Annotated in this window: 11 protein-coding genes; 3 read left to right on the top strand and 8 right to left on the bottom strand. The window is 69.4% G+C overall.

The window, feature by feature from the left end:
• Positions 1-732: 732 nt before the first annotated feature.
• Positions 733-1617 (bottom strand): LysR family transcriptional regulator, encoded by an 885-nt coding sequence (locus tag AC5P5W_RS20035; RefSeq protein ID WP_014646007.1) that lies wholly within the window; start codon positions 1615-1617, stop codon positions 733-735.
• A gap of 105 nt (positions 1618-1722) precedes the next feature.
• Here AC5P5W_RS20035 and AC5P5W_RS20030 point away from each other — a divergent pair, with 105 nt between their 5' ends.
• Positions 1723-3141: an MFS transporter gene (locus AC5P5W_RS20030; protein ID WP_032956978.1), complete on the top strand. Its 1419-nt coding sequence runs from the start codon at positions 1723-1725 to the stop codon at positions 3139-3141.
• A 136-nt stretch (positions 3142-3277) separates the two neighbouring features.
• Here the strand turns inward: AC5P5W_RS20030 and AC5P5W_RS20025 are convergent, their stop codons facing one another.
• Genes AC5P5W_RS20025 through AC5P5W_RS20010 form a run of 4 tightly spaced genes read right to left on the bottom strand, consistent with a single transcriptional unit; the run spans position 3278 to position 6132 of the window.
• Positions 3278-4075 (bottom strand): N-formylglutamate amidohydrolase, encoded by a 798-nt coding sequence (locus AC5P5W_RS20025; protein WP_014646009.1) that lies wholly within the window; start codon positions 4073-4075, stop codon positions 3278-3280.
• Positions 4068-4622: an NUDIX hydrolase gene (locus AC5P5W_RS20020; RefSeq protein WP_024957736.1), complete on the bottom strand. Its 555-nt coding sequence runs from the start codon at positions 4620-4622 to the stop codon at positions 4068-4070. The genes AC5P5W_RS20025 and AC5P5W_RS20020 overlap by 8 nt, the downstream gene beginning before the upstream one ends.
• Positions 4619-5554, bottom strand: coding sequence for a 5'-3' exonuclease (locus AC5P5W_RS20015; protein WP_014646011.1), 936 nt, complete (start codon positions 5552-5554; stop codon positions 4619-4621). Before AC5P5W_RS20015 ends, AC5P5W_RS20020 begins: the two co-directional genes overlap by 4 nt.
• Positions 5551-6132: a nitroreductase family protein gene (locus AC5P5W_RS20010; protein ID WP_014646012.1), complete on the bottom strand. Its 582-nt coding sequence runs from the start codon at positions 6130-6132 to the stop codon at positions 5551-5553. Before AC5P5W_RS20010 ends, AC5P5W_RS20015 begins: the two co-directional genes overlap by 4 nt.
• Before the next feature lie 331 nt (positions 6133-6463).
• On the opposite strand from AC5P5W_RS20010, the gene pacR reads away from it, so the two are divergent.
• Positions 6464-8785: a PacR family protein gene (gene pacR / locus AC5P5W_RS20005; protein ID WP_197575544.1), complete on the top strand. Its 2322-nt coding sequence runs from the start codon at positions 6464-6466 to the stop codon at positions 8783-8785.
• A gap of 52 nt (positions 8786-8837) precedes the next feature.
• A complete protein-coding gene (locus tag AC5P5W_RS20000) occupies positions 8838-9917 on the top strand; it encodes an NAD(P) transhydrogenase subunit alpha (RefSeq protein ID WP_069118521.1) in 1080 nt (359 codons plus the stop codon).
• A gap of 120 nt (positions 9918-10037) precedes the next feature.
• Here the strand turns inward: AC5P5W_RS20000 and AC5P5W_RS19995 are convergent, their stop codons facing one another.
• Genes AC5P5W_RS19995 through AC5P5W_RS19985 form a run of 3 tightly spaced genes read right to left on the bottom strand, consistent with a single transcriptional unit; the run spans position 10038 to position 11404 of the window.
• A complete protein-coding gene (locus AC5P5W_RS19995) occupies positions 10038-10490 on the bottom strand; it encodes a DUF3106 domain-containing protein (RefSeq protein WP_014646015.1) in 453 nt (150 codons plus the stop codon).
• Positions 10491-10493: 3 nt separating this feature from the next.
• Positions 10494-10823 (bottom strand): hypothetical protein, encoded by a 330-nt coding sequence (locus AC5P5W_RS19990; protein WP_126411755.1) that lies wholly within the window; start codon positions 10821-10823, stop codon positions 10494-10496.
• On the bottom strand, positions 10820-11404 hold the full coding sequence (locus AC5P5W_RS19985) for an RNA polymerase sigma factor (protein WP_080052964.1): 585 nt from the start codon (positions 11402-11404) through the stop codon (positions 10820-10822). The genes AC5P5W_RS19990 and AC5P5W_RS19985 overlap by 4 nt, the downstream gene beginning before the upstream one ends.
• Positions 11405-11488 lie beyond the last annotated feature (84 nt).

The following is an 11488-nucleotide window of genomic DNA, read 5'->3' as shown; positions in this document are numbered from 1 at the left end:
GGCCTCGGGCCATTCGGCGTTCGAGGCCGAGAACGTGGACGCGCTGGTGCGCGCCACCGATAGCTTCGCCTGATCGGTAGTGCCGGCCGCTGGCCGGCAATGCCTCACCGGTCCGTTTCGCCGCCGCCCGATGTGGCTCGCCGGCCAGCGGCCGGCACTACCGGATAGCCAAGGCCTCGGGCCATTCGGCGTTCGAGGCCGAGAACGTGGACGCGCTGGTGCGCGCCACCGATGGCTTCGCCTGATCGGTAGTGCCGGCCGCTGGCCGGCAATGCCTTACCGGTCCGTTTCGCCGCCGCCCGATGTGGCTCGCCGGCCAGCGGCCGGCGCTACCGGATAGCCAAGGCCTCGGGCCATTCGGCGTTCGAAGCCGAGAACGTGGACGCGCTGGTGCGCGCCACCGATAGCTTCGCCTGATCGGTAGTGCCGGCCGCTGGCCGGCAATGCCTTACCGGTCCGTTTCGCCGCCGCCCGATGTGGCTCGCCGGCCAGCGGCCGGCGCTACCGGATAGCCAAGGCCTCGGGCCATTCGGCGTTCGAGGCCGAGAACGTGGACGCGCTGGTGCGCGCCACCGATGGCTTCGCCTGATCGGTAGTGCCGGCCGCTGGCCGGCAATGCCTTGCCGGTCCGTTTCGCCGCCGCCCGATGTGGCTCGCCGGCCAGCGGCCGGCGCTACCGGATAGCCAAGGGTTCTGACCCCGCCGAAACCTTCATCCACGCATGGCGTGGATTTACCAATCCCCGGCCAGCAACGCGTCGGCCAGCACCTGCAGCTTTGGCGAGTGCTGGCGCGACGGTGGGTAGATCAGCGACAGCGCGCGGCTGCGGCCTTCAAGCGGCTGCAGCACGCGTTGCAGGCGGCCGTCAGCCAGCGCGTCGGCCACCGCGAAATCCATCACCTGCACGATGCCGATGCCGGCGATGGCCGCTTCCACCAGCGGATCGCCACTGTCGAACACCATCCGCGTCGGTGGGGTGAAGTCGCGCAGTTGGCCCTCCTGCAGGAACTGCCAGTCCACCAGCCGGCCACTGCGCAGGTTGCGCACCGCCAGGCACGCGTGATCCCGCAGCGCGGCCACATCGTCCGGTGCGCCACAGCGGGCCAGATACGCGGGGCTGGCCACCGTCACCCAGCGCAGCGGACGCAGCGGGCGCGCGACGATGCGCTGGTCGGCGATGACGCCGGTGCGCAGGGCGGCATCGAAACCTTCCTCGACCAGATCGACCAGACGGTCACTGAGCACGGCCTCCACCTGCAGTTGCGGGTGCTGTTGCAGCAACGGCGCCAGCAGCGGTACCAGCACCTTGCGCCCGAACATCGAGGGCGCGCTGATCTTCAGGGTGCCCGCGGGCGTGCAGGGACGGTCGGCCAACTGGCGTTCGGCATCCTCCAGGCCACACAGCAGCGGTGCCACCTGATCGACGAACTGGCGGCCATCCGGGGTCAGCGCCACGTTGCGGGTGTTCCGCTGCAGCAGCTTCACCCCCAGCGTGGCCTCCAGCCGGCCGATCGCGCGCGACAGGCCGGACTGGCTCAGGCCCAGCTGCCCGGCGGCGACGGTGAAACTGCGGGCTTCGGCCACCTGCACCAGCATGCGCACTGCATTGAGGTCCATCGAGGTTCCATTCATGATGAAAATCATGACAGATATGGCTGGCAGGGGGTTTATTGATTCGGTTGCATCAATGAGACTGCGCTCCCCCACCGCACCAGACCGCCGATGCCTCCCCTCAAGTACCCGCGTTGGGCGCTGACCCTGCTGGCCACTGCCCAGCTGATCATCGCCCTTGATGCCACCATCATCTTCGTCGCCCTGCACGACATGGGCCGCGCGCTGCAGATCAACGCGCAGCAGCTGCAATGGGTAGTCAGTGCCTACACCGTGGCGTTCGGCGGCAGCCTGCTGCTGGGCGGGCGCGCCGCCGACCTGATCGGCCGCCGCCGCTTCTACCGGCTGGGCATGCTGCTGTTCGCGCTGGCGTCGCTGTTCGGCGCGCTGGCGCCGAATGCCACCCTGTTGATCATCGCGCGCGCGGCGCAGGGCATCGGTGCCGCGTTGCTGTTCCCGGCCACGCTGGCGCTGATCAACACGTTGTATGCGGAAGGCCCGGTGCGCAACCGCGCACTGGCGATCTGGAGCATGGCCAGTGCGGTCGGCCTGGCGCTGGGCACGCTGCTCGGTGGCGTGCTGACCCAGGCGTTCGGCTGGCCGGCGGTGCTGGCGGTGATCGTTCCGCTGGCCACCGCCTGTGCAGTCGCGGCCGGCGCGTGGTTGCCGGCCGATGGCCCGCGTGTGCAGGGCCGTTCCTTCGATCTGGCCGGTTGCCTCACCGTCACCGCCGGCGGCAGCCTGCTGGTCACCACCCTGGTGCAAGGGCCGGAGTGGGGCTGGACGGCACGGGCCACGCTCATCTGCCTGCTGCTTTCAGCCGTGCTGTTGACGGTGTTCGTACAGATCGAAAAGCGCAGCCGTGACCCGCTGATGCAGTTTGCGCTGCTGCGCCTGCCCGGCCTGCGCGCGGCACTCGGCCTGACCTTCGCCTTCATGAGCAGCTATGGCGTGCAGTACTACTTCCTGGCGCTCTACTTCCAGGATGGTTACGGCTGGAGCCCGCTGCAGGCCGGCATGGCCTTCCTGCTGCCGACCGTGGTGTGCACCTTCGGCATCCGCATTGCCGAACGCATGCTGCGGCGCCGTTCGCCACGGCAGGTGCTGGCCTGGGGCTTCGCGGCCGGTGCCATCGGCATCACTGCGGTGGCGCTGGCGATGCCGCATGGCGCCGGTTACTGGCCGCTGCTGCCGGGCATCGTGGTGCTCAGCGTGGGCCAGGGCATGAGCTGGACGGCGATGTGGATCGTGGCCGGGCAGGGCGTGCCGGGGCCGCAGCAGGGTGTGGCGTCCGGCATGGCCGCCACCGCACAGCAGATCGGCGGCGCGTTGGGACTGGCGGTACTGGTGATGGTGGCCAACGCCGCGCGCGGCACGCAGGAGGCAACCAGCCCTGATGCGCTGCAGGGCATGGTCAATGCGCAGTACGGCGCCGCGCTGTTCGCCGCGCTCGGCGTGGTGATCGCGCTGGGCCTGCGCCCGGCGCCGGTCGAATCGGCTGCTGCCGTCTGCCCGGTCAACGAGGCATGATTGAAGGCGCTGCCGTAGGTGGATGTGCCACGCCTGCGGTGGTGCCGGCCGCTGGCCGGCAACCCCGGGGTGGTTGGATCATTGAGGTTGCCGGCCAGCGGCCGGCACTACCGATACGGGATGGGTCCAAGAGCGTTCAACCGAACGCCAGCAACTGTGGCTGCAAGGCGCTGAAGATCCGCGCCAGCCGCTCCGCCCACGCCTGCTGCCCGGCGGCATCGGCGATCAGGTCCTGGCGGATCTCCAGTTCCACGTGCACCAGGCCGCGCCCTTCGCCGTGCACCGGTACCGCGTAGTCGCTGGTGCTGCTGACCGAATACGGTTCGTTGTCACCCACCACCAGGTCGCCTTCATCGCGCAGTGCCTGCAGCAGTGCATGCGCAAAGCGCGTGTCCTGGTGGTACAGCACGCCGGCGTGCCACGGCCGCTGCGTGCCGTTCATCACTGGCGTGAAGCTGTGCATCATCACCAGCAGGGTGGGGCGGCCGGCATCGCGGCGTGCATCCAGTTCCGCGTCGATGCGCGCATGGTAGGGCGCGTGGATCGCATCGATGCGCTGCTGCCGCTGTGCAGCCGACAGCCTGGCATTGCCCGGGACCACGGTGTGGTCGCTCACTTCCGGAATCAGCGTCGGCGAGGCCAGTGGGCGGTTGCAGTCGATCAGCAGCCGCGAATAGGTCTGTTCGATCGCCCATGCATCCAGCCGTTCGGCCAGTGCGCGGGTGGTGCCGGCGATGCCGATGTCCCAGCCGATATGGCGGTCCAGCTCGGCCTGGGCCAGGCCGAGCCCGGTCAGCGCGCGTGGCACCTGCTGGCCGGCGTGATCGGCCAGCAGCAGGTAAGGCGAGGCGCCCTGCGGCCGGTGGAGGGTATAGATCGCCGGGTCGTCGGCGCCCAGCAGCGCCGGCAGTACGTGCAGATCGGCGTCAGCCACGCGGGCGCCCGTCCAGGTGGTGCTCGATCATCCACAGGCCCGCCCACAGCTTGGCATCCAGCTCATAGCCTTCGCCCATCTTCTGCACCAGCCAGGCCGCCGCCTGCGCGCGCGGAATCTCGTGCACGGTGATGTCTTCGCTGTCATCGCCGCCACCTTCGCCGATCCGGCGCAGGCCGGTGGCGCGTACGAAGGCGATCTTCTCGCTGCTGGCGCCGGAGGACGTCGGGCCGATCATCAGCACTTCGGCGTGATCGGCGGTCCAGCCGGTTTCTTCTTCCAGCTCGCGCACGGCCGAGACTTCGATCGATTCGCCGGCGTGGATGTCGCCGACCAGGCCGGCCGGCATCTCGATGGTGGGGGCCTGCAGCGGCACGCGGAACTGTTCGACGAACAGCACCTTGTCCTCCGGGGTCACCGCGATGATGATCGCGGCCAGGCCACCGGCATGGGTACGTTCGCTGTATTCCCAGGTGCCGCGTACCAGCATGCGCTGGTACTTGCCTTCATAGACGACACGCGGGGCTTCGGTGTTGCGCTGGCTCATGCGGGCTCGCTGTGGGTGGGAAGAATATCGGGTACGCCGGCGGCATCGAACAGCCGGCGGCGGGTCATCGGGCCGAAGCGCAGGGTCTGGCACAGGCCGCCGAGCAGCTCGGGGTCGGCGGTCTGGCGCAGCAGGCCGGGTTGGCTGCCTTCCAGCGGCGCGTCCAGCGCGATGGTGGTCAGCTGGCGCCAGAGCAGGGCGTGCTCGCGCTGCTCGCGCAGGCGCACCGCCATCTGGGCGGCACCGCGCAGGCGCAGGAACGGCACTTCGTCCAGGCGTTCGTACAGCGCATCCAAGCTGCCGAAATGGGCCAGCAGCACGGCGGCGGACTTGCTGCCGACACCACTGACACCGGGAATGTTGTCCACCGCATCGCCGCACAGCGCCAGGTAATCGGCAATCTGGTGCGCGTGCACGCCGTGCCGTGCCTTCACGCCGGCCACGTCCCAGCGCTGGTTGCGGGCGTAGTCCCACTGTTCGTCGTGATCCAGCAGCAGCTGCGACAGGTCCTTGTCGGCGGAGATGATCACCCCGCGATGGCTGCCGCGGTGCACGTGCAGTGCGCTGCCGATCAGGTCGTCGGCTTCGTAGTCGTGGTGGGCGAGGACGGCAAGGCCCAACGCCGCGCACAGCGCCTTGCAGTGCACGAACTGGCGCTTGAGCGCTTCCGGTGCCGGATCACGGTTGGCCTTGTAGGCCGGATACAGGCGGTGGCGGAAGCCGCTGTCGAGCGCTTCGTCGAAGGCAATGGCGATGTGCCGCGGGCGCTCGCGCTCCAGCAGGTCCAGCAGGAAGCGGGCGAAGCCGTGCACAGCATTGGTCGGCCAGCCCTGCGCGTCCTGGAACTGGTCCGGCAGCGAGTGCCAGGCGCGGAACACGTAGATGCTGGCATCGACCAGGTACAGCGACGGCGGCGGTGCCGGCAGGGTCATGCCGGCGGCGTCCAGTCCTGCAGCAGGGTCGCTGGGTCGGGGCGCTCGCGCTCGGGCACGTCGGCCTTGGCGGTGCCGATGTGGATGAAGCCGGCGATGCGTTCACCCTCGACCAGGCCCAGGTGGGCCTGCACGACCGGATCGAAGGCCATCCAGGCCGTCAGCCACTGTGCGCCGAAGCCAAGCGCCTGCGCGGCCTGCAGCAGGGCGAAGCAGACGCAGCCGGCGGTCATCAGCTGTTCCTGTTCTGGCACCTTCGGGTCCGGGCGCGGGCTGGCGACCACCACGATCACCAGCGGGGCGTGGCTGAAACGCTGGCGGTCCTTCTCGAACACGGCCTCGCCGGCATGCGGGTCGCGCTGGCGGCTGCGCTTGGCCAGGAAGTCGCCCAGAGTGTGACGTGCATCGCCGGCGATCTTCAGGAAGCGGAACGGCACGCGCTTGCCGTGGTCGGGCACGCGCACGGCCGAGGCCAGCATCCGCTGCAGGGTGGCCGGGTCCGGGCCGGGCTCGCCCAGTTGCCGCGAAGGCACTGAGCGGCGGGCATCCAGGGCGAGCAGGGCAGCGGGGTCGGGCATGGAGTCTGAACCGGTCATCACGGGTGTTTGATTATAGTCGGGGTGGTCAATGACGCCGTCTGTGTCGCGTCCGGCCCCTGAATACCAAACTGTGATGAACATCATGCCACTGGCGGGAAACGGACAGCCGCTTCCCCTCGCCTCGTGGGCCTTGCACGGCTTACGATACCCCTCTTGCCGGGCCGCCGGTCATGAGGTTTGAAGTGAGGACTGTTTCACTGTCCGTGACGGGCTGGCCGGCCTACCATCGACGTTCCGGTACATGGGGTGTGCCGGTCGTCGCGATGTCCATGCTGTCTGTCGTACCAGAGAAGGTGGGGAGCCTTCCCGAATGATGAGCGTGCCCACACCGATGGGATCGCCGGGCCGTGACCCGGCCCAGCTCCAGCTTGCCCGGGACATGGTCCTGCCCGCGCTGTGCCAGGCCTTCGGGGCCGCACTGGCGCGATTCGACGATGCCCTGTTCGACCGCGCCGGCAATGCCGGCTCGTCGCAGTTGCTGTTCCTGGACGCGATGCGCGAACTGCGCCGCCGCCGTGAGGAGATCGCTGCCGCCTTCGCCGGCCACCTGCAGCAGGCGTGGGCCGCATTGGCGGCCGGTGAGCCGCTGTCGGCCGAGGCGACCCTGTCGGGGCCGGCCGAGGATGGCCTGAGCCTGCTGGCCGAACACGTACTGGAATCGCGGTTGGCGGTGCGCAATTTCGCCACTGTATTGCTGCGTGACTTCAAGCCGGTGCTGGCGCGGCTGGACCGCCGCCTGGGCCGGTTGATCGGCGGCGTGGAACTGGACGCCGACCACAATCCCATCAGCCCCGAACATCTGGGCGTGGCCATCCACGAGGCCTTTGCCGGTTGCGAACTGGCCCCGGAAGTGCATCTGGTGCTGATCAAGCTGTGCGAGCGCGACCTGCGTGCACCGGTCGGCCGCATCTACGAGAAGCTGGACGAGCAGCTGGCCGCAGCCGGCGTGATGTCGCAGATGGGGGCTCCGCAGCGCCCACAACCGCCGGCACCGGATCCGCGCATGACCGGGATGCTGGATGACCTGGTCGAGCATCGCCACGGCGCGGGCGTCGATCCGGGGTTCAGCGATGACGAGCAGGCCGCACCGGCTTGGGCGCAGCGCTTTGCCGCCCGCTGGTCCGAGCGCCGCGGGCATATGCAGCAGCACCTGGGCGGCGATGATGGCGCCGCCGGCGAGGCCTACGCCGGCCAGCAAGGCATGCTGCTGGAAGCGTTGCACGAACTGCTGCAGCAGACCCGCCATGTGCGTGAGGACGCCACGTCTGCGGCACAGGTGGCGGTCGGCCAGCAGCGCCCGCTCAGCCAGCGCGAAATGATGTCGGTGCTGTCGCTGCTGCAGGCCACGCCGAGCGCGACGCTGCGTGCAGCCATCGGCGAGGACGGCGAATCGCTGGCGCAGCGGCTGAAGAGCGAAGTGCTGTCCAGCGCCACCCAGCTCGGCGTCGATCCGGGCCAGACCCGGCTGGACCCGCAGGATGAGGATGCCATCGACCTGGTCGGCATGCTGTTCGACGTGATGCTGGACGAGCGTGAACTGGAAGGCCGCTCGCGCGAACTGATCGGCCGCCTGGTCGTGCCTTTCGTCAAGGTCGCCATGCTCGACCGCCGCATGTTCGTGCAGAAGACCCATCCGGCGCGCAAGCTGCTCAATTCGCTGGCCGAGGCCTGCGAGGGCAACACCGGCGAGAGCCAGGCCGAGCGCATGCTGATGGCCAAGGTCGAGGAGATCATCGAGCGCCTGGTGGCCGAGTTCAACGAAAACCTGGCGATCTTCCTGACCCTGGAAGAAGAATTCCGCGAGTTCCTGGTGCAGCATCGCCGCCGCGTGGAAATCGCCGAGCGTCGCGCCGCAGAAACGCAACGCGGCCAGGAAAAGCTGGAAATGGCCCGCAGCCGGGCCAGTGCGGAACTGGATCGTCGCATCGGTGATGCCACCCTTCCGCCGGCCATTGCCGAGTTCCTGCGCCAGCCCTGGCAGCACCACCTGACCCTGGCGGTGCTGCGCGAGGGCGAAGAAGGCGCGTCGGTGGCCGAGGCACTGAGCCTCGGCGACGGCCTGCTGGAGGAAGTGGCCGAGGCACGCCGGCAGATTGTCGGCAAGCCATGGCTGCAGGCCTGGCAGCCGGTGCTGGCCAAGGTGTTTGCCAGCGTCGGTGTGCACGGCGATGCGGCTACCGGTGCGATCGACGCCCTGCACGACACGTTGCAGGGCATCGCCGAGTCGCGGCCGGAACTGCAGCGCGCGCTGCCCGAGCTGCCGCAGGTCGCGCTGCCGGCACCGCCGGTGGCCGAATCGCCAGCGGTGGAACTCAGCGGGCAGATCGATGCCGACGATTTCGACAACGCCGATGCCGACCGCTTCCGACGCATGGAAATCGGCAACTGGTTGGACTTCGTCGACAAGGACGGCAAGGTCCAGGCGGGCAAGCTGTCCTGGGTCAGCCCGATTTCCTCGCGCCTGCTGTTCGTCAACCGTCGCGGCGTGCGCTTCTGCGTGGCCTCGCCAGAAGAGCTGGCGGTGATGGTGCGGCTCGGCCGCCTGCGTGCCCACGTTGACGATGGCGCCTTCGACAGCGCCATGCAGGGCGTGATCGACCGCCTCGACCCGGGCAGCACCACCCTGCACTGAGTGCTGGCTGCCTGCTAGGATCGGGAAAACTCACCGATCAGCGGGGACCTGCATGGCCGTGGCGTTGCTGGGGATCAAGGAGACCGCGCCGGGTGAACGGCGCGTGGCGTTGACACCGGAAACCGCGCGCAAGCTCGGTGCCCTCGGCATTACGGTCTGGTACGAGGCCGGCGCCGGGCTGGCCGCCGGCTTCACCGATGCCGCCTATGACGACGCCGGCGCACGTGTCTTCGACGCGGGCCGCTGGGCCGAGATCGATATCCTGCTGTGCGTGCAGGCACCTCCTGCGACGGTGCTGGAGCAGCTCAGGCCCGGTGCCAGCGTGGTTGGCCTGCTGGCCCCGGCCAACGATCCGGCGCTGGCCGCGCTGGCGGCCGATGATCGCCTGCAGCTGTTCCCGCTGCAGCAGCTGCCGCGCACCACCCGCGCGCAGGCGATGGATGTACTCAGTTCGCAGGCCGGCATGGCCGGCTACAAGGCCGCGCTGATTGCCGCCGAACGCGCGCCGCGCTTCTTCCCGATGCTGACCACCGCCGCTGGCACCGTGCGGCCGGCCAAGGTGCTGGTGATCGGTGCCGGCGTGGCGGGCCTGCAGGCCATCGCCACCGCGCGGCGCCTCGGTGCACAGGTGGAAGGTTTCGATGTGCGCCCGGAAACCCGCGAGCAGATCCAGTCACTGGGTGCGCGCTTCCTCGATCTTGGCGTGAGCGCGACCGGTGAAGGCGGCTACGCGCGTGCGTTGACCGACGAGGAGCGCGCCGAGCAGCAGCGTCGGCTGGCCGACCACCTGCGCAGCGTGGACGTGGTGATCTGCACGGCTGCCGTACCCGGTCGGCCGGCGCCGACCATCGTGACCGCCGCGATGGTGGAGGGCATGGCCACCGGCAGCGTCATTGTCGATCTGGCGGCCGAGAGCGGCGGCAACTGTGCACTGACCCAGCCGGGGCACTGCATCGAACACCAGGGCGTGACCATCGATGGTCCGCTGGGCCTGGCCAGTCGCGGCGCGACCCAGGCCAGTGAGATGTATGCGCGCAACCTGCTCAACTTCGTTGCGCTGTTCGTGCGCGAGGGGCGGCTCGGTTTCGACTGGGACGACGAGCTGCTGGCAAAGACGCGCTGGCAGGCATGAATGACGTGGGGTCAGATCCCTTTGCCTCTGGCAAAGGGATCTGACCCCGATCTCCCGCAATCTGCCAGGGGTCGGATCCCTTTGCGTCAGCAAAGGGCTCTGACCCCGTTCCCCGGGGCCTTACCGCGGCTTCGCCGGCGGCGGGTTGTCGCGCACCCAGTCCCGGCGCTGCTCCGGCGTCATCTGCGACCAGCGCTCGCGCAGCGCGTCGCGCTGTGCCGGCGGCATGTTGCGCATCTGCCCGAACAGGGCGCGTGCCTGTTCACGCTGTTCCGGGCTCATGTGCTCGAAGCGGCGCAGGCCGCGGCGGGCCTTGTCGCGCTCCTCCGGGCTCATCGATTGCCAGCGCTGGCCGTGCGAGAGCATGCGCTGGCGCTGGCCGGCATCAGCGCTGTTCCAACGGTCGCGCAGCGGCGCCAGCAGGGACTCTCGCTGGGATTCGCTCAATTGCTCCCACGCAGGCAATGGCGCGACCGGTGCGGCAGGGGCGGGCGTGGCGTTCTGCGCCAGCGCCGGAACGGCCGGCAGCAGCGCCAGGGTCAACAGCAGTGGCAGGGCAAGCAGTCGGGACATGATTTACTCCATCGCCAGGTCGGTATCGCCTAGCCACAGGTACAGATCGGGATTCTCGTCGTAGAGCGCGCCGTTGTCTTCCACTGAAGCAAGTACGGGGTCCGGCGGCGGACCCGCAAGCGTGCCATGGCCGGTGAACTGCAGGCCGATGCCCAGTGCAACCACCAGTGAGCAGGCGCTGGCCAGCCACCAGCGCCAGCGCCCACGATGGGTGGTGGCCGTGGCGCCGTGGCGAGCTTGGCGCAGCCGGGCCAGCGTTGCCGGCGCCAGCGCCTGCAGCGACTGCGCGTGCAGGCGGCGCAGGGTGTCATCGGAAGGCAGGGAGCGGTTCACGGGTGGGTCTCCAGGTAGTCCTGCAGCGCCTGCCGGGCGCGTGCCAGATGGGTTTTTACCGCGCCTTCGCTGCAGCCCATGGCGCGGGCGGTGGTGGCCCCGTCCAGGTCCTGCAGCACGCGCAGGGTGAAGGCCTCGCGCTGGCGGGCGGGCAGGGTGCGCAACGCGTCCACCAGCTGCTGGTACTGCTGGCGCTGCTCATGTGCCTGTGCCGGGTCCGGGCCGGGATCGGCCCAGTCGATCTCGCCGCCTTCCGCGTCCTGGTTGTCGCGCCAGAACGGCAGGCGGAAGCGGCGCCGGCGCTGCAGGTCGATCACCCGGCGGCGCAGGATGCTCCAGAACAGCGGCGCCCATTCGGCGGCCGGCTTGTCGGTGTAATCCAGCATGCGCAGCAGCGCGTCCTGCACCGCATCCATGGCGTCTTCGCGCTGGCGCAGGCCGGCCTCGGCGAAGCGAAACGCACGCGGGCCGACGCTGGCCAGGAATGCCTCCAGCGATGCCGGCAGGGCATCGGTCTCGGCGCTCGGGGGGGCGGGGCTGCTCACCAGCACAGGGTACGGTTCCTCGCTCGGGGTCACCATCGACAACGCGTGAGCGGCGCTCCGGTTGACGCCGGGTGCGCGCCGGGTTCAGCCCATGGTTATGATGGGCCGACGAAGACAGAG

Source organism: Stenotrophomonas sp. YJH_SMC_123, assembly GCF_059368215.1.
This window is presented reverse-complemented; position numbering and strand designations above follow the sequence as displayed.

What these genes read in the sequence shown, in the direction of transcription:
- AC5P5W_RS20035 (WP_014646007.1), bottom strand. Translation starts at nt 1,617, where the DNA reads ATGGACCTCAATGCAGTGCGCATGCTGGTGCAGGTGGCCGAAGCCCGC.
- AC5P5W_RS20030 (WP_032956978.1), top strand. Translation starts at nt 1,723, where the DNA reads ATGCCTCCCCTCAAGTACCCGCGTTGGGCGCTGACCCTGCTGGCCACT.
- AC5P5W_RS20020 (WP_024957736.1), bottom strand. Translation starts at nt 4,622, where the DNA reads ATGAGCCAGCGCAACACCGAAGCCCCGCGTGTCGTCTATGAAGGCAAG.
- AC5P5W_RS20015 (WP_014646011.1), bottom strand. Translation starts at nt 5,554, where the DNA reads ATGACCCTGCCGGCACCGCCGCCGTCGCTGTACCTGGTCGATGCCAGC.
- AC5P5W_RS20010 (WP_014646012.1), bottom strand. Translation starts at nt 6,132, where the DNA reads ATGCCCGACCCCGCTGCCCTGCTCGCCCTGGATGCCCGCCGCTCAGTG.
- pacR (WP_197575544.1), top strand. Translation starts at nt 6,464, where the DNA reads ATGATGAGCGTGCCCACACCGATGGGATCGCCGGGCCGTGACCCGGCC.
- AC5P5W_RS20000 (WP_069118521.1), top strand. Translation starts at nt 8,838, where the DNA reads ATGGCCGTGGCGTTGCTGGGGATCAAGGAGACCGCGCCGGGTGAACGG.
- AC5P5W_RS19995 (WP_014646015.1), bottom strand. Translation starts at nt 10,490, where the DNA reads ATGTCCCGACTGCTTGCCCTGCCACTGCTGTTGACCCTGGCGCTGCTG.
- AC5P5W_RS19985 (WP_080052964.1), bottom strand. Translation starts at nt 11,404, where the DNA reads ATGGTGACCCCGAGCGAGGAACCGTACCCTGTGCTGGTGAGCAGCCCC.